The sequence below is a fragment of the Marinifilum fragile genome (assembly GCF_963677365.1).
Classification (GTDB): Bacteria; Bacteroidota; Bacteroidia; order Bacteroidales; family Marinifilaceae; genus Marinifilum; species Marinifilum fragile.
In genome coordinates, this window is the sequence record NZ_OY781962.1 from 3,418,505 (window position 1) to 3,442,659 (window position 24,155).

14 protein-coding genes, 2 tRNA genes and 1 riboswitch are annotated in these 24,155 nt (G+C 36.4%); all 16 genes read right to left on the reverse strand.

The window, feature by feature from the left end; genetic code table 11:
- Positions 1 to 5 precede the first annotated feature (5 nt).
- The 16 genes from ACKPCA_RS13640 to ACKPCA_RS13715 all read right to left on the reverse strand — a co-directional run bounded on the left by ACKPCA_RS13640 (position 6) and on the right by ACKPCA_RS13715 (position 24,042).
- Positions 6 to 881 (reverse strand): sirohydrochlorin cobaltochelatase, encoded by an 876-nt coding sequence (locus ACKPCA_RS13640; protein WP_321279559.1) that lies wholly within the window; start codon positions 879 to 881, stop codon positions 6 to 8.
- A 4-nt stretch (positions 882 to 885) separates the two neighbouring features.
- Positions 886 to 2,364, reverse strand: coding sequence for a PepSY domain-containing protein (locus tag ACKPCA_RS13645; protein WP_321279560.1), 1,479 nt, complete (start codon positions 2,362 to 2,364; stop codon positions 886 to 888).
- Between the two features lie 2 nt (positions 2,365 to 2,366).
- On the reverse strand, positions 2,367 to 4,550 hold the full coding sequence (locus ACKPCA_RS13650) for a TonB-dependent receptor (RefSeq protein ID WP_321279561.1): 2,184 nt from the start codon (positions 4,548 to 4,550) through the stop codon (positions 2,367 to 2,369).
- 115 nt (positions 4,551 to 4,665) lie between these two features.
- Positions 4,666 to 4,883: riboswitch (cobalamin riboswitch) on the reverse strand.
- A gap of 405 nt (positions 4,884 to 5,288) precedes the next feature.
- Entirely contained in the window at positions 5,289 to 5,957 is a 669-nt protein-coding gene (locus tag ACKPCA_RS13655) for a DUF4369 domain-containing protein (RefSeq protein ID WP_321279562.1), read from the reverse strand.
- Positions 5,958 to 6,189: 232 nt separating this feature from the next.
- Positions 6,190 to 9,000: a M16 family metallopeptidase gene (locus ACKPCA_RS13660; protein ID WP_321279563.1), complete on the reverse strand. Its 2,811-nt coding sequence runs from the start codon at positions 8,998 to 9,000 to the stop codon at positions 6,190 to 6,192.
- A 94-nt stretch (positions 9,001 to 9,094) separates the two neighbouring features.
- The gene (locus tag ACKPCA_RS13665) at positions 9,095 to 10,468 is read right to left on the reverse strand and encodes a thioredoxin family protein (protein WP_321279564.1); all 1,374 of its coding nucleotides are present in this window, start codon (positions 10,466 to 10,468) and stop codon (positions 9,095 to 9,097) included.
- 37 nt (positions 10,469 to 10,505) lie between these two features.
- A complete protein-coding gene (locus ACKPCA_RS13670) occupies positions 10,506 to 11,834 on the reverse strand; it encodes a thioredoxin family protein (protein WP_321279565.1) in 1,329 nt (442 codons plus the stop codon).
- Between the two features lie 54 nt (positions 11,835 to 11,888).
- Positions 11,889 to 13,244, reverse strand: coding sequence for a thioredoxin family protein (locus ACKPCA_RS13675; protein ID WP_321279566.1), 1,356 nt, complete (start codon positions 13,242 to 13,244; stop codon positions 11,889 to 11,891).
- Between the two features lie 148 nt (positions 13,245 to 13,392).
- Positions 13,393 to 14,892 (reverse strand): hypothetical protein, encoded by a 1,500-nt coding sequence (locus ACKPCA_RS13680; RefSeq protein WP_321279567.1) that lies wholly within the window; start codon positions 14,890 to 14,892, stop codon positions 13,393 to 13,395.
- A 12-nt stretch (positions 14,893 to 14,904) separates the two neighbouring features.
- The gene (locus ACKPCA_RS13685) at positions 14,905 to 16,143 is read right to left on the reverse strand and encodes a hypothetical protein (RefSeq protein WP_321279568.1); all 1,239 of its coding nucleotides are present in this window, start codon (positions 16,141 to 16,143) and stop codon (positions 14,905 to 14,907) included.
- A gap of 169 nt (positions 16,144 to 16,312) precedes the next feature.
- Positions 16,313 to 17,758, reverse strand: coding sequence for a RagB/SusD family nutrient uptake outer membrane protein (locus ACKPCA_RS13690; RefSeq protein ID WP_321279569.1), 1,446 nt, complete (start codon positions 17,756 to 17,758; stop codon positions 16,313 to 16,315).
- A 12-nt stretch (positions 17,759 to 17,770) separates the two neighbouring features.
- Positions 17,771 to 21,385, reverse strand: coding sequence for a SusC/RagA family TonB-linked outer membrane protein (locus ACKPCA_RS13695; RefSeq protein WP_321279570.1), 3,615 nt, complete (start codon positions 21,383 to 21,385; stop codon positions 17,771 to 17,773).
- Between the two features lie 143 nt (positions 21,386 to 21,528).
- A complete protein-coding gene (locus tag ACKPCA_RS13700) occupies positions 21,529 to 22,734 on the reverse strand; it encodes a FecR family protein (protein ID WP_321279571.1) in 1,206 nt (401 codons plus the stop codon).
- An 89-nt stretch (positions 22,735 to 22,823) separates the two neighbouring features.
- On the reverse strand, positions 22,824 to 23,381 hold the full coding sequence (locus ACKPCA_RS13705) for an RNA polymerase sigma factor (RefSeq protein WP_321279572.1): 558 nt from the start codon (positions 23,379 to 23,381) through the stop codon (positions 22,824 to 22,826).
- A gap of 487 nt (positions 23,382 to 23,868) precedes the next feature.
- Positions 23,869 to 23,952: transfer RNA gene (locus ACKPCA_RS13710), tRNA-Leu, on the reverse strand.
- 17 nt (positions 23,953 to 23,969) lie between these two features.
- A tRNA-Gly gene (locus tag ACKPCA_RS13715) sits at positions 23,970 to 24,042 on the reverse strand.
- Positions 24,043 to 24,155: the final 113 nt, after the last annotated feature.

A 24,155-nucleotide genomic window follows, 5' to 3' on the forward strand; every position in this document is an offset into this window, starting at 1 on the left:
AGATTTTAACGAATTCCTAGCTCTTGACAAATTGCTTTCAAATGTTCAACCCAAATTCCAACAACATCATCATATTCCGCCAAGCCAATCATATCAATTTCTGTGTTGAATCCCTCTTTTTCAAGAATGGTTTTCCAACTGTCTTCTTCACTTCCAGCCATATCATTTCGTGCATGATCACCAGCTACTGACATAAAAGGAGTTAATATCACCTTTTTAATTCCTTTTGATTTCAGCTGAGGAAGAATCGAATCCAGCAAAGGAAAACCTTCTACAGTTCCTACAAAATACTGATCAGATTTTTGCTTTAAATAGTACTCAAATCCAGGATAGTAAATATTTGACTGATGATGAGAACCATGTCCCATAAACAGAACTGCTGTTTTAGAATTCAGTTTTCTTTTAAACTGTTGGTGAAGAGCATCCGCCAATTGCATATGATCATGATCTAGGAAAAGCAGTGGTGTTCCTATCTCTGCTTTTTTAATTCCTTTTGGCATTCCATTGAATACTTCAACGGTATGTTTCAAATTATCATACTCTTCGCCTGGAATGATATGCAAAGATTGAACCGCAACATGAGTAAATCCATCCTCACCCATTTTAGCCAATGCTTCTGCAGGAGAATCAATATTTTCTCCTCTTTTCTTCAATATCTTTCGAATGATTTTTGAGGTATAAGCCCATCGAATCTCCACATCAGGAAACTCGGCTTTTACAATCTTATCAATATTCTCAAAGGCAACCCTGGTTTCAGGATAACTACTCCCAAAAGTTACCAAAAGAATACCTTTTTTGTCCTCTGCTTTTTTATGTGCATGTGCCATCTGCACATGCATTATTAGCAAGAAAAATACACTTAAAAGCAAAAATCGTTTCATAGTGCTATAATTTTTTAGTTTTAATTAGTTTGTTGTAATTTCTCCTAAACCATTTAAAAGAAAGCATCAATCCTGTAATGCTAACCGCTAAGCCAACAAGAGACAAAAGAATTAAAATAGTTTTTCTGAGCGTGTCATATTGCTTTAGTATGGCTAAATCCAATGTGTGGAAGAAGCGATACAACCAGCGACGCAATCTAGAATTTTTATTTAATTTTTTTACACGTTCTCCACTCGCAGGATCAATGTATAACCAAGTTTTCGCAACATCATCAATTTCAATTTTATATGCCATTTGTGGCAAATAATACATGGCTGATCCAGAGTAATAATTGTCGTAATTTTGCTGCTCAACCACAGAAAATAAAGTATTCTTGAATTTCTTTTCAGACTGTTGTTTGATATCCGCTAAACTAAATTTCTTTTGCGGAATCACTTTATCATCATCTAAAGTGTAAATCTCAGATTTTTGATAATCGTCATAATAAACTCTGAATTGAGGAGTGTTTAAAACGGTTTTCCACTCAATTTTGCGAACACCTTCCTTATTTTTAAGAGCTGTGAAAATTTCGCTTGGCAATGTGTTTTTATGTCCCGATAACTCTAACTTTTGATTCCATTCAATGTCAACCTTCTCTTTAGAATTTACCCCAACCATCCAGTCGGGGATTGAAGTAACAGAGACCAATCCACTCAAAATAAAAGTAAACACAAAGAGTCCAAAAAAGAATCCCGCTAGGTGATGCCACTTGTACCAAAACTTCTTGTATGGACTAATTCCCTTTTCTTTTCTCTTTCGAAGTCGAACAAAACCAGCATAAATGCCTGTAATTGACATTAAAATCCCGAAAGATGAAAGAATGATAATTACCAATCGCCAGGAATCTTTTGCCAAGCGAAGTTTTTTAAAGTAAATCCAATGCGGAATTGCTCCAAATCGCGCACTCCACCTGGATCTTCTATTGGTTTCCTGTACAATCTCACCCGTTTTTTCTGAAACATAGAGAACGGTATGAGCTGGATCACTCATTCTACACTTGTAAAATGGGAGCAAAGGTTTATAGTAAGACCATGGCATCCAATCATCCAATTCACCAATTTTTTCCAAATCTTTTACAGGATATCCATTAAATGATGCAGATATTGTTTTGGCATGTTCTTCATCAAAGGAATTAATTGGCTCTAAACTTTTTGCATCATAAGTTTTCTGAGCTTTTTTTCCTGATTTCACACGATAAACGGCTTTGCCATCGCACAATTCCAGTGATACTTTTCCCTTAAAGGATGTTGGAGGAGCTTGCAATTCTTCAAAATCCTGCTTTTTAAACTCGGCAAGGTGCAAAAATCGATCTTTGCGAGAAGCATGAGGAAAACCATCGAAAATCAGAACGATTCCAGAAATGAACCAAACCACAAACATCAGGCTCAGTAATGAACCTGATATGTTATGGATTTGAATGAGATATTTATTGAATCCTTTCAAAACTATTTAGCAAAATTGATTGTAATACCAGCGAAAAATGTGCGCCCAGGATTAATGGTTCCGTAATGAGAGCCATAAGGACTATCATCTACATGGTCGAAAATGTTATCAACTCCAAGTTGAGCTTCTAAAATGAATGAGCCTAGATTTAAAAATTTGTGATTAGTAGTTAGCTTCCAGATATCGTATCCTTTGGCATTATCTTCTCCATTATCATATGACTTTTCATCCTGAATACGTCCCAGAATCGTTGCGCTAAACGAATAATTCTTCCATGAACGATCGTAAGTCAAACGAACATTTCCATAATTTTCTGCAACTCCATCCAATTTTTCACCTGTGGTTTCATCATTGGCATCAACATAGCTGTATCCACCTCCGAGCGTAAAACCCGCTCCTAATTTTGCGTTCAGCAAGAAATCAATCCCTTGAGATTTCGACTCCTCAACATTGTAATGTTTGAGTCTTCTTGTGATTTCATTTTCTGCATCACCAGGTTCAATATCAATAGTCTCATATGCGATCAAATCATCTACATTATTGATGTATCCTGTAATGCTTGCCGAAAGGAAATCATTATGAAACTCTACACCTAATGAAGAATATTGCGATTTCTGAGGATCCAAATCTTCATTACCTAAATAAAGAGTTCCTCCTTTTTCGTAGGCGTAATACAATTCTTTTACAGTAGGAGCTTTAAATCCATATCCATAAGTCCCACGGAAATTAAAATGATCTAGCTTGTAAAGTAAAGATACTTTTGGAGTAAAAGCACTACCAAATTCATTGTGCTTTACGTAACGGGTTCCTGCTACCAACTGAAGTTTTTCAAGCAACTTGATTTCTTCTTGAGCATATAAAGCTATTGTTTTGGCCTCAGCCTTTCCGTTTACCAAACGATCTTCAGATACCATTTTCTCTCTCAGATAATCTGCACCTAAAGTAAGAGTGTTATTTTTAGAAATGACATTTACATATTTCATTCTAAAATTGCTCATTCTTTGATCATTCTGAATGTCTTTATCACTTTTCTTATAACTCTTGTAATCTTGATTGTATCGATAATAATATCTGTACTGATCAAAGTTATAGTCAACGGATACGTAATCTTTTTTATTTAATAAATACTTGGCTCCTGCTTCAAAAGACTTATCGGTATAGAAATAACCATATTTATAAATAGAAGTAGGTCTTATAACATGCTTTTTGAAAAATGAATTTCCGGCATAAACCTCCAATTTCCTAGTGGCACGAAATTTTAAAGTTTGAGCGAAAGTAAAATCGTTGTACTCATATTGTGCTCTTTTATCCGTTTCAATCAGTTGTCCTTTTTTGATTTCAAAAGGACTTAATTTCCATCCATCGCTTCTTTTGTGGTTAAAATTTCCATTCCATGAGAACTTACCCAGGTTAAGATCAACCGTATTGCTTTGTTGATAAGTCCGATATTCGCGAATACGACTCGTATTGGAAACATTTACCTTTTGTTTTGATTTTTTTGTAATGATATTTACAACACCAGCAATAGCATCCGATCCATATAGTAAAGAAGATGCACCTTTTAATACTTCAATACGCTCAACATCATCAGGATTAATTCTATTTAGATCGGTATTTCCACCAACATCTCCATACATACGTTTGCCATCAACAAGCACAAGAATAAAGTCATTTCCCAAACCATTAATGGTCATCATGGCTCCCATTGTTCCTGGATTAAAATCAAATGATGGACTTACATTCATCATCAACTCGTTAAAATCTGAAGCTCCTGCACTTGCAATGGCTTTTTTATTAATCAATTCAGTTTGAACCGGAGCTGTTTTTAAATGATGCGCGGTACCAGTTCCAGTTACAACAATTTCTCCCAACTGACTTTTGGATTCTATCATTGTAAAATTTAGAACATTGACACCTTCCTTAATGGTGATTTTCTGCTTTTGACGACTATATCCCGAAAAGGATACAACCAAATCGTAATCCCCTGGTGCTAAATTCTTAATCTGGTATTCGCCTTTGTTATTTGTCGCTGTACCTGTAGTAGTGCCTGAGAAATATACACTAGCACCAGGCATTGCTTGTTGGTTACTTTTTTGGGTTACCACCCCTTTTAGCACAGCATTCTGTGCATTAACGAAAGTCACTGAAATCAGTAGCATAATAGCTACAACATAAATCTTTTGCATAGCAAGATATTAAAACATTAATAACTTCACTTTGCAATCCTTATGAACGACGAGAATAATTCAGAACATTAAAACCAATAAGTCCCAAACATAAACTTCTGTCCCGGAAGCAAAATGTTTAATCGTTGTGATGGCAGGTCTTCTGACTTATCCTGATTTTTATGCCTTCCCATTCAATCTAAAATCGAACAGTGGCTGTAGTATAAAAACCGCGATCCCAAAACTCTGGAACCAGACTTACAGCAGCGGGAACTGTTGCAGATTTTCACTGCATTCCCTTTTAATCCTATTGCACATGAAGATGCAACTAGAACCATTACTGTCGCAAAAGTATATATTATTTTCTTACTGGCAAGTGTGCTTTTCAGCAGGAAAGTTTATTGCATAAAAAAGCCGTTTCATTTCTGAAACGGCTTTTATCCTTTCTCTTCGGGAAGGACTTAAACCCAACCCATATATCTCTTAATTTCAACAATTTTATTAGAGTTTGAGAGCAGAGAACGAATTGATAAATGTGCATGGGAAATTATTCGTTTTACCTCTGCTCTCATTCATGGCTATTCAAACATAACCAGTTAACTTAGTTAGAATATCATTTTCTAATAAATATTTCAATACATTACAGACTTTATGAAGAGGCTGCCTAATAAAGATTTTATATTTGGAGAGATATCTATAAGATTTTTCAAATCCCCAACGCTCCACTACTTTTGAGACCAGCTCTTTTTTCTAATCTGTTTAATTTTTCAATTGCCAATTGACTGCACAATCAGAAAAATACTTACTTGCATTTTTCAAACACTCTTCCTTCTGCCATGATGTTAAGTTTTCAAATTCATCAAATATCAAAGCCATAGCAATCGGATTTTGAGGTTCTTTTCTGTAAGTACTTAGAATTGATTTTTTACGAAGAGTAACAGCCTTCTTTATTTCTTTACGATATTTAAACAGTTTACCTTCATCCTCTTCACATAAATTCTCTTCGGATTTGTGAGTTTGCACCCAACTAATTTTTTCTGCTAAACTGTCCATGTAAGCTTTTTGATATTTTCTTAAAATCCGATCGTATTCTGTATTCTCAAAAGAATTATTAACAATAACCAATTCTTTTTTATCTATCTCAAAATTAAACTTCCCATAACGAAATATCCAGATATCATATTCTTTCTCTGCATCAACTACCAATGTCATCTTAAAAGGTGGTTTTACATTTTCAATAAATGCATCAAACGCCCCGTCTTTAAGTTGAACATCCGATAAGATTGTTTTTGATTTCTCGCTTTTGGTATTCAGCTTTAATTCTATTTTAGAATCACCTACACCCTCAATTTTACCTGAAATTCTAATTGATTCTTTGTTGCATGAAAAAAAACAACAAACAACTACTAATAATAATAAATTTCTCATTCTTAATATTTAATACTACACCAAAATAAATAGAGCTAGTTTAACTTTTAGCCGAACTACGATTACCATCATTTAAATGACATTGCATAGCCTCATAAATCAACTCCTCTTTACTGATGTTTAATTAATTCTCTGATAATAACCATTCCCTACTTTGCCTCTTTATTAAAAAAGTAAGCTTGTTCAGTTCTTTGTTTTTTCACTACAACTATATTTAAAGCAAGCTTTTCATTTATTTAGTCTCCGGCAAAAACATTATATCCAATATATCAGCCTTTTTTAGGAATTTCTTAGCTGCTTTAGCAATTTCTTTTGTGGTCACATTATTAATCACATTGTCGAAATATTCGGGCGACATTCTGTTTTCTCCCGTTTCGTAAAACTTAGTCAATACAGATAACCAATAATTGTTATTCATCAGAGCTTTGCGGTTATTCTTTTTCATATTCAAAACCACCTTATCCAAATCGGACTGAAGCACTGATTTCTGAACCTGTTTTAGCTCTTTATATACCAACTCTTTTAAATGATCTGCCTTTGCAGGATCACAATCAAAGCGTATCTCTAATCCCAGGTTCATTTCAGGAATACGAGAGCCTGTAGGACGTACATTGACACCATAGGTTCCTCCTTCCTTCTCACGAATATTTTCGGTAAAGCGAAGGTTAAGTACAGAACCCAATATGTTGTGGTAAATGATTGTTTCTCTTGAATAATCAGCATCAGCTCTCATCTTCAAATCAACAGTAGCTTTTGGCTCTGTCATTGGCAGATAAATGCGGTGCTCATGTTTCCCTTTCGGAAAATAGTCTCCATTATCCACCCACTCTTCAACTTCACCAGTTGAATTAATGGCTCCAATATACTCCTCCACCAGTGGTTTAAGTGTTTCGGCATCTACATCACCGATAATGAAGAATGTGAAATCTGCCGCATTAGATAGACGCTCGAAATAGATCTCCTTCATACGTTCGAAATCCATCTGTTCTAAGTAGTATTTGTCAAATGCTAACAAGCGTGGATCACCATTATTGCTAAGGATGGTCAAGGTATCCCTCATGAGATCTTTAGCCGTTTCCACCTTATTATTAATGTTGTAATAATTGCGTTCCATGAGTTGATCATAAGCATTACGGTCAAAGCGTGGCTCTTCAAAACGCATATAGACTAACTGTAACATAGTTTCCAAATCCTTAACCATCGTACTGGCTGAAACAGATTCCTCATATTCTCCGAACTTAAAGCCACACGAGGGTGTTTTACCAGCAGTAATCTTCTTAAACTGGATAGGATCGTGAGCACCAATACCAAAACCAGATACAAATGCTGAAGCAGCTCTGAATGATGGTATATCTTTCACATCATATAACGACTTTCCTCCCTTGCTGACCGCCTTGAGGATAACCTTATTGGTCTTATTGTTAACTTGCTTAAAGACCACCTTAGCGCCATTTGAAAGGGTCCATTCCTGGGCTTTAAACGCGTCAATAGTCTTCTCACTAACAACTTTACCCGGTATTGGAGTGGTGCTCATTAATGGAGCATCCACAGGCGTGTTATCCACATAAGGCTCAATAGTGCTTTGTTCCACTTTTGCTATTATGGCTTCAATCTCCTCTTGTGTAGGTAAAGAATCCGCCCCTTTATCGGGACCGGTCACCACATAAGCCCGGTTGATGTCACTCAAATATTTTGAGGCCACAGCAGATACTTCCTCCACCGTAATACCAGGAATAATCTCTTTGGCAAAAAGGTATTTGAACTTTGCATCAGAAACAGCCTGACCTTCCAAATACGCTCTTTTAATGGCTTTACAGTAGCCATCAGAGCTAATTCCGTTTCGTTTTTTATAATTGTTTTCGACAGCAACCAGAGTATTGACTTTCAAACGTTCCAACTCTTCGTTGGTAAAGCCATGCTGAATAACCCGCTGCAACTCTGTGTAAGCTGCTTCAAACGCCTCCGACTCTTTCCCTATATTAGCAACTGCGTACACATCAAAAGTACTATAGTCTCTTTCAAGAGGACCATAGCCTGCACTTGCCGATAAGAAAGGTACTTTTCCTCTTAATACCAATTCTTTGTAACGCCCTTTCATTAAAGCATTAAAAAAGCTATTTACATATGAGTCCCGAAGACTCTGCATGGTGTTATCCTTGCTTTTTTTATGCCTTATTTTCAGATTGATATTAACGTTTTTATACTCTTTATCTGTTACCTGAACATACATTGGTTCCTGGTTATCCGGAATGATCACAGCCTTACGCTCTTTGGGATTCTCAATGGCAGGTATAGCAGAAAACAGCTCAATCACACGTTGCTCCATTGCATCCACATCAATATCTCCAACAATAGCAACCGCCTGTAAATCCGTCCGATACCACTCGTGGTAAAATTTCCTAAGTTCTTCCGGGTCAAAGTTCTGAATCACATCCAGTTCCCCAATCACATCACGGTAAGCATAGATACTGCCATTATAAATGGTTGGTGCTAATTTCCACTGTAATCTGAAGCCAGGTGTATGGCGCGTGCGCCATTCTTCCGATATCACCCCTCTTTCGGCATCAATCTCTTCCTCATCAAGCGATAGCTCATCACACCAATCGCGTAAAATCAACAGGCACGAATCAACAAGACCACTGTCCTTTGTTGGAACACGACTCAGATTATAAACTGTTTCATTTTTTGTGGTATATGCGTTAATATCCTTCCCAAACTTCACCCCATTATGCTCCAGCATATTTAACATTGCTTTACCTGGAAAAGTGTTTGTCCCATTAAAGGCCATGTGTTCCAAAAAATGCGCCAGCCCATCTTGCTGCTCTGTTTCAAGAGAAGCTCCTACATTCTGGTAAATGTAAAAGCTGGCTAAGCCTCTAGGATTGGTATTACGTTTCAAATAATAAGTTAGGCCATTAGGTAATACACCCTTTCTAATAGTCGTATCAAAAGGTACTGGTTGCGATAAGTCAGCGAATTCCTGTGCCCTTGCAATATTGCTAATTAGGTTTAATCCTAATATTAATAACAGTAGTTTACGCATAAAAATATTATTTTTCAAATAAGACTAATATTATTCTATTTTAATCTTATAATTCATTACTATTAAACTTCAATTTTTACTTTGTTAAGTATGTTTATTTGCCATTAACCGCAATTGTAAGTAAATCTTCTCCTTGTTTCATTAAGCCTAATTCATGTTCAACATTCACTCTTTTTTTATAATTGTAAGGGAAGTCACTTAAAGCTTTGGTTTTTAATTCAATTGCTTTAGTGGTTTCTCCTTGTTTATAAAGAGTATTTGCCTGAAGATTTTCAACCAAATACTTATTAGGAATAAGCCTATTACAGTAACTGATCCAGTCGTTTAAGTATTCAAAATCTTTTTCATTGTCTGCATATTGCAAATAATAGTGAGCTACATCAACTATATCCTTTACAATTTGGTTGGCTTGCATTCCTTCTTTTAACTCTTTCAAAATATGTTTACCCCCAGCATCTGTTCTTTTTTCGTAGCTTTTCTTTCTGCTGTTGTATTCTGCTTTGTCAGCTTTTCTGACTTCATCTACAGGTTGTACATCCTTTTTATTTTCAATGTAAGTGATTGCCTGTTTTTTAAACACATCTATTTCATTTGATAACAGTTGACACATCAGCTCGTAATATTCCATACTCTTATGTCTGTATTCAGTATTTCCCAAAGCTTTGTTTTTGTTAATAAACAGATGCATCAATTCCGGACTTTTAAGGCGATATGCTTCGTTGATGGTATTTCTTAGCATATTACCTTTCATAAAGTCAAGTCTTCTTTTCTCAGACTTATTGGCAAGTTTTGTATAGCTATCGTAATATTTGTCAACTAAATTCCATGCATAACTATCTGCCATAAAATATTTTTGTTTGTCTAGCAGATATTGAAACATTTCCTTGCTGTCTTCCCCAATTTCAGTTTGTATTCGCAACCATGCTTCAATGCCTTGTGTCGGACTTACTCCGTATTCGGTCATTTTATTGATGTATTGTTTCAGAAAAGCTTCATCGTTTTTCTTTTGCTTGAATTCGGCTTGTAATTTTTCCAAATTGGTTCCTTGCTCAAGAGCTTGCAATGCTTTTTTACCAAATCCAATCATGTCGCTACCGTGTTGACTGCCTCCACCTCGGTAAATCATTGTTCCGTCTCCTTTTACAAACATCAGGGTTGGATACGAGTTTACTTTGTAAGTTTTAGCCGCATCAATCCCTTCTTTTTCTGCGTCTAATTTCAGGCTAATAAAGTTTTCGTTGTAAAAATTTCCAACTTCAGGATCAAGGAATGGCCCTTTTGCCAGTCGTTTGCAGGGTCCACACCATTCGGTGTAAAAATCAATAAAAATGAGCTTGTTTTTCTGTTTTGCTTTTTTTAAAGCCTCATTAAATGTGATGTTTTTAAAATCTATTCCCGGTTGTTTTTCGGCACAAGCCGTAATAAAACTTAAAAACACAAATACAATCAATATATTTCTTATTTTCATGGTGTTCTTCTTTTTATAGATGGTAAATTATTTTTTCCTATTTAAGGTAGATTTTACCGCCTACTTTCATGATTTCCAAATCAGCCTTGATTCCTTCCGCATTTTTGCTTTCGCTTTTCAATGCGGCATGGTACGCCTCGTCCATTACCTTAACAGCCTTTTCTTTGCTATTACCATATAAATACAACACAATGGCGTATTGGCTCATTATTTTTGAATCGCCAGGAATAATATCATAAGCCACTTTCATCCAACTCATGACATCCGATTTTTCTTCATCTTCTTTAGCAAAGCGAGCATAGTTGTAAACCATTGATGCAATTTGTTGACTTGTACGAATGGAATAAGGATTAGAGGATTTAGCTCTGCTATCGCCAGCTTCCAATTTAAGCTTCCAATTCACATACTGATTACGTAATTTATCAACATCTACAGACTGAATAAAAGCTTCATTATCATCATGCACTAAGGCTTTGTATTTTTCACCTTGTCCGGTTTGCAAATAGAAGAAAATATAGGTTCTTTCTCGTTGTTTTTCGTCAACCTTGGCACCTGCCTCTCCTGCACGGTTCAACACCATCTCTAATATTGCCGTATCTTTTTTGGCAACCGCATAATCCGTTGTGGTTTCAACCATGTTTCGGGGCAGTTTCTGATATTTTTCACGAATATCTTTCCTTACATAAAGTTTCCAGGCATCAGAACCGTAGTTGCGATGAATAATCTCATCAGCTTTACCTCCATAAATTATTTCATCACTATGGTCAGCCAATAAAACAACCATTTCCTTACTCGATTCTTCAACGCTTTTTTGAATAGTTAAGTACTGCTCCAGTACATCAGTGTAACCAGTGGAGTTCCCTTCTTTTAGCTTATTCAAATAAATACGAAGAAACTGTTCGTTATTCTTTTCTGCCTCGTAACGGTCTGCTAATTGACTTAAACTATTATCATTTGAAGCGTTGAGAACAGCTGTTTTTATGTGTGACATAAACCGATCTGTTGGCATTGCACCTGAAAAACGATAAACAACATTATCATCCCCATCAACAATAATATATCCAGGTAAACCACTTATACCATACTTTCGTTTGATAGCAGGTCCTTCACCTCGCTCAACATCCACCTTTATGGCTACCATATGTTCATCAAAATAGTCTCCTACCTCTTTTTCCAGGAACACTGTTTTGGTCATTTTTTTACATGGTCCACACCACACTGCATAACCATCAATGAACAACAGCTTGTCCTGGGCCTTTGCCTTTGCCAAAGCCTCGCTGAATGTTCCGTGTTCAAAATTGATACCCTGCGCCATTAATAACATTGGCAATAGCATCATTGCCAGCACACTATATAATTGCTTCATTTTTTTTGCTGATTAATCGAATTTGAATTAATAATAATTTCAAGCTGCTCTTGATTACAGCTTCTCGCCGTTTTTCATTTTATCAAGTTCCTCTTGGATTGAACGACGTCTTTTATCACGTTCGGGCAGTTTAGCTAAAGCGGCCTCTTTAAAGGTTATTGCTTTCTTTTTCTTTCCTTGCTTATATAAAGCCAATGCCATCAGGTTATCCATCCTGTAATCTTCGGGCAATAGTCTGGATCCATAGTTAATCCAGGCTGTCAAACGCTTATACTCTTTGGCTTTTTCAATATGTTTTAAGTAATATGCACCTGTTTTGGTGATGGAAGCTACTTGCTCACGTGCCTCTTTGCCTTGCTTAAGCTTTGCCAGTGTGGCATTTCCGATAATACTGGGCGCATACCTGTTAGCCTTATAATCCTCGTAGTAAGCTTTGTCTTCCTTTTTTATCTGTTCAATTGGTTTCGCCGACACAATACTATCTAAATAAATTGCCGCCTGTTCCTTATAGGCCTCAATATCTTTCGACAGCAAAAGGTAGTCTAACTCGTAATCCATCAAGTTACCTGATTTCATTTCTCCCCCCATCCAGTTCTTTTTCTCTGGCAATTTTTTCCATGCTGTAATAAATCGGCGCATAGCCTCAGGGCTCTTATTATAATAGGCATAGCTTTTGGTGTTCTCAGCCATTTTGTACTTGAAGTTTTCTAAAGTACTTTCTTCCGCTCTCGTTGCAATGTCCCAATATTCCTCATAGTTTTCCTGAATTATTTGCTCGGCTTTACCACCAACCAGCAAGTAACGCTGATTATCCATCAAGAACTCCATCATATCTACGTCAGACTCTTTTATCTCGGTCTGCACCTTTAACCACGCCTCGATACCTTCGGTGGGATTGGCACCATATTCTATCATTTTCTGAAAATAGATTTTCAAAAATTTCTCGTCATTCTGCTTTTGAGGTAACAGTTCTTTGAGCTTTTCCAGGCTATACTCATCATTAGTAGATAGAATGGCTTTTTTGCCCGAAGCAATTAAGCCCTTAACATCGCGCGAACCAGTCGCTTTGTACACCATTTTACCTTGCCCATTGATATACATTAACGTAGGATAAGCGTTAACCCCATATTTTCGAGCGGCCTCTCTGCCTTCTTTTTCCGCATCCAGTTTAATGTTGATAAAGTTCTCATTGTAATAAGCTCCTAGTTTTTCATCTAAAAACGGTCCTTTGGCCAATGCCTTACAAGGCCCACACCAAACGGTGTAAAAATCAATAAAAATGAGTTTATCTTGCTTTTGGGCCTCTTGCAAAGCCTCCTCATATGATATATGCTGAAAATCTATCCCTTGCGACACAGCCACACTTCCCGTAAATAAGAATAGAAAAAATGCTAATCCAATATTTTTCATACTATTTAATTATTAGTTGCTTTAAGGTAATGATATCCGGCGCTCAAATTTGAGCGCCGGATAAATGTATTATTGTGCCATCTTAAATAACGAAAGGACTCACCCTCCAAATACAATGTATTAAGAAATAGTGAGCTCGTCATTAAGATTAATCGTAGCTAAATGTATAGAAATACGTGTATGAATCTTTCACCCAACTCATCTGGGTTATAAGACCTTGTTCGTCGGTATTGTAAGTATATTCTCTGGTGATTTCACCAGCTCCATCTCGTACTTCAATTGCCAGGTATGGATTAGAGCATACAATTTTTACCGCCTCTTCAAATATAGATCCTCCCTCAAGCTCAACACATGTTGGTAAACCAGGTGTGTATGCTGGAGCATATACCGGAGCAAAGGTGTCGTAGTATTCGCGATCGGCAGCATTAGCATCAACATCAGGTCCATCAAAGAATGGCTCTAAGCCCACATATTGTCCAATACCAAACGGATCACTGTATCGTATATTATTAACCATATAAGATGATGGCTCATAAAAATACGATACCATTTGATCTAATTCGTTATAGGTAAAATTCGAGACTTCTAATGTTACATCAGCGGGCTGTACATTGTCTGGGGTGGCATCTATATCATCCCATTCTTCAATCTTATCAAGCTTGGTGGTACCTTCTACATAGGTTAATACCCTTTTTCTGCCATAACGCTTAAACTTGATCGTATCAACCATGTTTTGAGCATTATATGTAAAGACCATCGAACCGGTAGGTTCTTTCCAACCACTGATAGCACTATAATATTGAGCAGCAATACTATCAACCTGCAAATCTCCATTGGCGTAAAACCAAATACGGGTTGGCGTTCCATTAATACCTCTTGAATAAGTTATACTTGAAGGTATTTTACGTGTTTCCACACCTTTGGTGAGAGTCACTGTTTTGACGTAGCTCAATGGCTCGCGGGTAATGGTCTCTCCACTTGCAGTAGTATAATTAAAACCTTTATCGTTCACCTCAATTTCCACGCTATATGTCCGATCATCTTCCAACATACCCACTATCACCTGCTCTTTTAACTTGTACTCATATACCGAAGTATCGGCAGGTATTGTAATGGTTTCTACCTCTTCACCTTCAAAGCGTACGCTAATGGTTTCAATTGGTGCGAGACCTGTTGTTACCAAAGCCTTCGCCAGGTAAGCAGGTAGTGATAAGGCCACTTCTTCTCCACCAACAACAAGTATTTCAGGTGTTGATTTCTTTTTAACAACCAACTTTAAGCCCTTATTAATACTACGTTCGTAAGTATCAACTGCTCTGATGATATAATTAAGTGTGGTATCCTTATCAATTGAAGTAAGGTCAATATCATAAGAGAACAAGAACTTGGTTTTTCCATTATATTCATCCAACTGATCAATCACAGTGTAATCATTACCATTAAGCACCTCGATTGTTTCAACTCCATTGGGTACACTCATTTGAAACTCCAGATGATACGTATTAATCGTATCTCTTCTTACTTCAACACTTTTATTTGAAATTTCAAAACCTGGATCCGGGAACTCAGGATCCTCCTGACAAGCTACCAAACCTACTAATCCTAATAAAATGGCAGCTCCTATTGTATTTATTTTATTTTTAAACATACGCTCTTGCTTTTATAATTCATTAAGAAACTGTTCAAGTTCTGGGTTAAACGCCACCAGGTCAATCCCCCAGTCGATAAGTGTATTAGCGATTAATGCCAAACTTGTTTTCACATTATCCGGATAAGCATTTAACTCATCATAAGTTCGATATAGCAGTTGATTGGTATAGCTTCGAATAAACTCCTCTTTGTCCTTAAGGAATAAATCAGTATCGTCATCCAGATCAACATTAATATAGTCGTGGTAAACATATACTTTCAGGAATTTAATACGATTCCCATCCGCGTCGCGATAATAGTCACCGTTTTCATCTCTGAGATAGCTCCAGTACCCTTCCCCATCCCATGGGATATAATCACCGTTTTCATCCACAGGATATGTAGTTTCTCTATAACTTTTAAAACTGAATCCATAAAAACCCTCAGCATCAATAAAACCTTTCTCCAACAACCATGACAACGGAATTCTACCATTTGGCGTCAATTCTGTCCACGCCTCTTGATTTTCACCATAATCAGCAATATATGCATCCATTATGGGCGTGTTAAAATAAGGTGCCGAGTATTTATAGATATCTTCATTAAACTGGTCGTACAAGCTGTTTTGTTGATACAACTTACAGATAAACAAATAGAAATTATCTTTGATATAACTATCTGCACCCAGCGCCAGGTTCTCCTGATTCACATTAAACACCATGGCATGTGAATTGAATAAGGAATGAAAGTTGGCTGAATTGGAACTTGACACACCAAAATCTCCTTCGGTCCAGTAATTAGCTGTTGATGCTTTACCACTCAAGCTAGCGCTAATCAAAATTTTCGGCGGCATCATATCGGCTATGGTACTACCCGGTACGATGAAATCAAATATGGTTGTATCTAAAAAAACCAAACCTTTTTCGACATAGTCCATATAGTCCGCTATACTTTCCTCAGGCAAATTACCTTCTTCATCCAGATACATCGTCCGTATTTGAGGAAATGAAAGGCTTTTCCAAACATTATTAGAATTCTGACTACCAGCCAGATAAATAAAATCAAGTGTATCCTGATATTCGAATAATACGCCGGTATTATAGGTTGTGAACCATTTTTCAATTAATGGTTGAGTTCCATATTCTCCTTGTTGTTCCAATAGAACCTCCACTCGATTTTCATCAAGCAATGAAGGCGTCAAACTTTCATCCTCCTCACAGGCCGAAACGAGGAGACCGACTAAAGCTGCGTATATAAATAACTTTTTCATCTCTTTAAATTTTATTTTCATTTGTCATAAATAACTCTCATGCAATTTCTAATGAAGCCTCTTTTGCTGGTATTTAATTAAAATTTACACTCGTGTTTAATATGATTTAATTTTGTAATTATTTAAGACTAAATACTAAAAATAAGACTCTGATTTTCTATTCCTTAGCTTAAGGAATTACCACTTCTTCATCTATTTCAGGAAATTTTGCATAGCGCTCAACATTACGTATAATTAAATTATTCTCACGTTCCACTAAGGGCAATGGAAGTGTATAGTTCGGATCATCACTGAATAAAGTATAGGTTTCGGTTTGAAGCAATGTTCCGTTGTCATCAATCACTGAATACACATGTTTAATCTCAGGTCGATCATTCATACGACGCAAGTCAAACCATCGGTGATGTTCTTCAAAACAAAATTCTTTTCTTCTTTCATCTAAAACATACGACAATACCTCACTATCATTTTCTGGATATTCGATACTGCTTCCTGCAGTATAGCGATGGGCATGCAGTGTTTTTATATCGTCTAAAGCAAGTGTTGCATTATTTGATGCCGCATACGCTTCGGCTCTGTTCATAATGGCTTCGGATACACGGAAGTTAGACCAGCCCATAGTCGTAAATGCTGTGTTATATTTATTCGTCCAGATGTATTTCTCGTTTGTTTCAGCGGTTATTTCCGCAAAGAACATCTCTTTCCGTCGATCTGCGTTATCAAAGCTATTGTATAATTCGTTGCTTACTGCATAGTATTTAGCAGAACCTGATGACCAGTCCGAAATGTTAACAGTCTGAAAAGAATAAAGGATTTCATTGTTTTCATTACTAACAAATGGAATGTTAGTATTCATAACCGTCAGGCTATTGTTTTCAAGCACTTTGTCGGCATAGGCAATCACATCATCCCATTTATTCTGGTATAATTTAACCCTTGACATCAACAAGTTACAAGTTGCTACATTGGGATGCCATTTAGATTTGGTTAAGCCACTTTCATCAATCAAACTAATTGCGTTTGTAATATCAGCCTCAATTTGCTCATAACATTCTGACACCGAACTGCGTCGGTAGGTTCTTTCCACACCTGTATCGAGGCGTAATGGCACCCCTAAATCTGATGCTGCACTCGACTCATTAAAAGGAACACCGTATAGATTTAACAGATTAAAATAGGCATAGGCACGAATGAAATAAGCTTCTCCTTTTATATAATTGATTTCTTCAATATCTCCTATAGCATCATCAATCAATTCAATTACATAATTGGCAATGGCAATATCTTCATATAAAGTTCCCCATGCAAAATTGGCAGAACTTACCGTTTGACCATCTTCATCAATTTCAATTTCCTGCTGCCAGGTATAATACGTTTTGTATTTCTTCTTATTCGTATCAAAGGCATCAGTCCCATTTCTTTCGGTCAGGTTGTCCGTCATGTAATTAACACTACGGTCCGTTGTTCCTGACGAATAGTTAAATTCCCTTAATAATAAAGCTGCAAAATGGTCCGTTGTTTCAGGTATGATTTTATCCTGATCTACTTCGTCCAAAAAGTCATTACACCCAATCAGGGGCAATAATGCAAATGCGATATATAATAATTTCTTCATAATAATCAGTTCTTAAAAACTCAAATTTAAACTCAAACTATAGGTTGGCAAACTTGGCATACCAACTGAATTGACCTGCTCAGGATCCTGTCCCTTTAGTTTTTTATCGAAGGCCCAGACAGCCACATTACTTGCCTGAAGTCCCACAGTCATATTTTTAATACCTGCTTTATCAATAAGTTTTTTAGGCATGTTATAGGACAGTGTAATTGAACTCAATCGTATATGATCGCCTTTTACAACCCTTGCATCACTCATATCGTACATGTACCAACCATTGTTTTGTCCACTAGGCAATACATAATCATAAAACTCGACGTCTGAACCTACAATTCCGAGATTATCTGAAGAAAGACCTGGTATGTTAGTGTATTGCTCGTCTCCAGGTTGCCTCCAGCGATTAACAAAGGTGCTACTCATATTATCATAAGTATATGGTACGTTTTGAGAACCATTGTAAAGTTTTAACAGGCGTGTTTTATAACCAAGCTTATAGTTAAAATTAGCTGACAACCTCAAATTACCATATCTAATTTGCGTTCCAAAAGACCCATAATAAAGTGGCACTCGGCTACCTTCGTACACAAGCATTGCTTTTAGCTGCTCGTCAGGCGTATCGTAATCTCCTTCGAGACCAACAAAGGTTGGCAGGCCATTTTCATCCAGTCCGTCAAACTGGTAAGAGAAGAATCCACTTGTCGGGAAATTTGTTCGATAGATTGAACCACTTAAGTAATCCGAAACCGTTAAACCATCATTAGATGCGCCATCCTCAAAACCTTCCAATACACGGTCTTTATCGTAAGAGAAGTTGAAATTGGTACTCCATGCGAACTTTTTGGTTTTAACATTAACTGTACGAACAGAGAATTCATAGCTGCTTACATCCTTAGAACCGACGTTGTAGGCTTGCGTTGTAGCACCATTAACGAGCGACACTGGTTTTAGCTGTATCAGATCCGTACTTTTTGAATAGGCATAATCAAATGCTCCACTAATACGACCTTTGAATAAACTATAGTTTAGTCCAAGGTTTACTGTTTCTGTTTTTTCCCATTGTAAATTAGCATTAGGGAAAGAAGATAATTTGGCGGTAAACTCATTACCATAAATACTTGCCAACTCACGATTATAATCACTAATAATCAGGTAAGGAGTGGTATTGGGCATTGTTCCTCTTACACCGTAAGAAGCACGAAAAGCCAATTCGTCAACTTTACCCCCGTTATTCCAAAATCTTTCATTATGGATATTCCAACGACCGGATACCGACCAGGTAGGCTTAAATTTATAACGCTCATGCTGCCCAAAAGTGTTAGAACCATCGCTACGCATGTTAAAATTAAGTATATAGCGGTTATCATACACATAGTTGAATATACCAAATACCGACACTGTGTTTTGCAAACGATCAGTTATGTTCGGATAGACTGATTGTCCTTTTTGGGTTAACCAGTTAATCATGTTATCATAGTAGTAGTCACCAAAATTGAATTGCTGTACATCGTCTACTCTTTCATAACCCGGACTATCCAAACTGATAAACCCTCTACCATAATAATGATCGTATCCAGGAACCGTAAAACCCTGGGCACCCCAATACTGATTAGAGCGTACCTCGTGACCTACATTAACATTAAATACATGCTTATCGTTAATTACCCTATTGTAATTCAACTGATTACTCAAGCTATAGGTATTGGAGCTCACCATTCCGCCTGTGTACAAGCCTCCAAAAGGCACCGATGCAAACCTATCAACATCCTCAGCAACCATATCTTCAAATGCATCATAAGTGCGGAGGTTGGCGATGTAAAATGTATTATCAGAAATCCATTCTTCAGACAAGTTGGTGGTGTTTCGGTAAGAAGCCATCGAGGTCAAACGGAAATTTTTTAGAAATTCCCAACGTAAGTTAGCTGATACAGCAAAATCTTTATTGGTGATATTTTTTTCCGAATTCTCCATCTCATTCAATACATTGTACCTTCCGTAGGCTAAACCTGTTGACGTATTAATCTTTTTACTCACGTAAAATAACTCTCCATCCTCATCATAAACTGGTATTGTACGATTGGTATAATAGGCTTCGTCAAAAGCGTTAATAGATGAATGATTATATTGGGCATCCTGAACAGAACCACTGACCTTGAATGATAATAGTACATTTTCGCGTAAGTCAAGATCCAACTTACTCATAGCCGTAATCCTTTGAAGATCGACTCCTTTTTCTGTTCCCTGTTGATCGTCATATCCTACTGAAAAGTAATAACGACTTCTTTTACTACCACCAGATGCACTCACCGAGTGTTTTTGGGTAATGGCCGTTTGGTACAATTCTCCAAACCAGTCGGCATTTAAGGTCTCCAGATACGAAACCTGATCCTGGAATTGGTTATAGGAGTATGTTCCATCCCATAAATTCATCAATGCACCTTCATAGCCCAGGCGATCAATATTTTGTTCCGTTCCGATCGTTCCAATGTTACGCTCGTACATTTCACGAGAAACATCAATTCGCTCTTTGGAATTCATCAACTTAAAGTCAGAATACCGCGGAGCCCTTACAACACTAATCCCTCCTGAATAGGTAAATACCGGTTCGCCCTCTTTACCTCGCTTGGTAGTAATGACAATAACACCATTGGCAGCTCGCGTACCGTAAATAGCCGTAGCTGAGGCATCTTTCAAAATATCAATTTTGGCAATATCTGAAGGGTTTAAGCCTGTTAGTGCATTACCAATCAGGTTAATGTTATCAAAGCTATTAATATCATCGGCAGAAAGCGGCACCGGATCTTCATAGATTATACCATCAATAACCCAAAGTGGACTTTGATTACCTGTAAAGGTACTACCTCCACGCACACGAACTTTAGCTGCTGCTCCAGGTGTTGAACTTAGGTTTGTAATCATTAAGCCTGTTGCCTTACCTTCCAGCATTCTATCAACGCTTAACGAACCTACCATATCCAAGTCCTTTGCCTCTACTGACGATATAGCTGAAGTAAGTTCTCGCTTATTAACTACCTGATAACCTGTAATAACAACATCACTCAATTGCATTACATCTTGTTGTAAAAAGATATCAAGCTGAGTTTTTCCTTCTATTTGAACCTCCTGCTTCTCATAACCAATAAAAGAAAAAACAAGAGTTTGTACATAATCAGGCAGTACCATTTCAAATGTACCATCAGGACCGGTAACAGTTCCCAGATAACTACCTTTCACCGAAACATTAACACCTGGTAACAATTCACCTGATTTAGCATCTATAACCTTACCTTTAATTTTTTTGCTTGATTTTTGTTCTTCTGGAACAACTTCTTCTTTATTCTTAATAATTATTACATCTCCGACCAATGTGAAAGTTAAATCAGTGTCCTCTAAGATTTCTTCTAAAACTTCCTTTATTGTCACATCAGTCCTATTAAGGCTAACATTCTCTAATTGAGATATCTTATCCTCATTATAAAAAAAACTGCAATTGCTTTGCTGTCTAATCTCCTCAAATAAATCAGCTATACTCATGTCTTTGACATTTAAATCAACTCGCTGGCTTTGCGAAAATGACTTTGCAGAAACAGAAAGTACTAAGCCAAAAATTAAAACAATGGTTAACTTCATAGTGAGCCATAATTTTCTCCACTCACCAGGTGACCGGAGTGCTGTTAATAGTCTCTTTTTTTTCATACTTTTGTAAATGAATTAGGAATAATATTTCTAGGTTTAGAAATGTTATTTTGAGTAAGCGGGTGCGGCAACACCCCTTACTCTTTGTTTAAAACATAGATTAATTTATTTTCTTTAACTTCAATTTTTACAGACATTTCAGCCTCAACTATTTTTAAAATGTCATTCATATTGTTATAGCGAGGTAAATCTCCTGTGAAATTAATTTCCTTTAAACTTTCGTCAGTTATAAAGACTTCAACATCATACCAACGAGATATTTTTTCAAAAAAGGACTCTAAAGGTTCATTCTTAAAACTAAATCGACCATCTTTCCAAGAAGTATATAGGTAGGTAGCAACCTCTCTTTTTTGTATGTCTTGCGTTTCTCTATTAAAAATCAATTGATCATTAGGAAGTAAAATCTCCTCAACAAGATTATTATCATCCATAAAATGATCAATCTTCACTTTTCCCTTAACCAAGGTTGTAACGATATTAATATCTTCACTATAAGAAGAGACATTAAATTCGGTACCCAATACCTGCAATCTTTGATTTCCTGTTTTTACGATAAAAGGTTTTTCCTTATTGTGAGCAACATCAAAATAGGCCTCTCCCTTAAGTTCAACTTGACGTGTATTTCCAGTAAAAGGCACAGAATAACTTAGTTCAGTATCTGAATTCAACCAAACTTGAGTTCCATCAGGTAGTACTACTTTATATTCTCCTCCACGAGGAATTTTCAATGTATTTACAACAGATTGACGGTTGTCTTTTTTTCCTTCCTTTTCATAGACCAACCTTCCTTTTTCATTTTCAATAGCAATACTACCTTCATTGATAACTTCCTCTTTAAGGGTATCAAGGTTTATCACATCACCATTCGCCAACATTAACTGAGCTGAAGAAGTCCCTGGAGAGATATTAACTTCTGTAACAGCAAAATACTCTTTATTGACATTAACCAGCTCGTTGGCAAAATAAGAGGCAAAACCAATTACAAGAACTGCAGCAATTGACGCAACAATTCTATATATAGGCATCCTAATTATCTTACTTTTAACATTCTTTTTTCTAACTCTTGTAATAAATTCTTGCCATTCCTCAGAGGTATCAATCCGATCCCTCATTTGATTCCAATCTTCAAACGCCTTAATGTTTAAAATCTCCTGTTCATTTTTTTTATTAACAGGATCTTTCTCCCACTCCTCAAGTTTTTTCTTCTCCTCTTCATTTAAAGAGCCAAGAATTTTACCTACAAGTAGTTTTGACTGTATTATTTGTTCATTTATTTTCTTCATTATCTTTCAAGTTACAACAAAATCTAGAGTTGTATTTATTAGAAAGACGCAGAATTTCAGATGGGGAGTGACACAAGTGTTAAGAAATACTAAAAAAATCGTATAAGCTCCGTCAATAACAACACAACGAACTGACTACCAAGCTTTTCCCTTAATGACTTGTATGCTCTTTTTTTTAGTGTTTTAACGGTATTTATACTTACTTCTAGTTCTTCAGATATATCCTGATTGGTATATCCTCTCAATGCTAATGTAACAACACGCTGTCCCTGAGGTGATAAATCTTTAATTGCATCACGCAATAGTCGGTAGGTTTCTTCTCGCAAAACTTCATTTAAAAACTCTTGTTCCTGTACAAACAAGCCATCCTCTATAGAAGTTCTTTTAAAGTTCTTTTCTTTTCTAATCTCACTTAAGCAAGCATTCTTAATTAGAACATATAGATATGCCCGTAAGGCATTCTCACTAGCAAAATCTTCGCTATCTCTTTCCCATAGTTTAACAAAGGCTTCTTGAGCAATATCTCTTCCTCTATCCTCATCGCGGAGTATTCGAGTTGCTAATAAACTCATTGCAGGAAAAAGGCCATCAAACAAGACTTTAAATTCGTGACTATTATATTCTATTAATTGACCTGCTATTTTCATACACACTAAGTTAATAAATGGTAAGATTACCTAATAACAAATTGAAAAATACTAATTGTTTTACCATTTTATAACATTGTGTAAATATAAGGTTTCACCAGATTCATACAAATTCTTATTCAAATTATAGAAGTACATTTATTTTCAACCTTATGAAATTGTTTAACTTAAACCAATCATAAATACACATATAATCGAAAAGGGTTCAAACTTCATAGAGGCAAGCTAACAAGATTGGGAACTACCTAATATTCTTAAATTTAATAGATCGTTAAAATGAACCTAAGAACAAATAATATCAAACCAAATTGCTCGTTAGTCTTTAGATAATTTACACGCTTATCAACACACTACTAAACAAATTTCGATGGTGTCGATTTTGTAACTTTTATATGAAAATGAAGTTTTTTTGAAATTTTAGAAAATAAAAAAAGCGCTTAAAACATTAGTTTTAAGCGCTTTTCGTTCTATTTGTATTCTCAAATAGTACCCGGGGCGGGACTTGAACCCGCACGGCCAAACGGCCACTGGATTTTAAGTCCAGCGTGTCTACCAATTCCACCACCTGGGCATCCTTATTGGATTTTGAGCGAGAAACGAGACTCGAACTCGCGACCCCAACCTTGGCAAGGTTGTGCTCTACCAACTGAGCTATTCTCGCATATTTGCTTTTTAAAAGTGAACCGTTGTTCTCTCAATTGCGATGCAAATATATGCGTATTTTTTTATTCTGCAAAAGAAAAAAAACAATTATCTCATTTTTTTTTGACCACC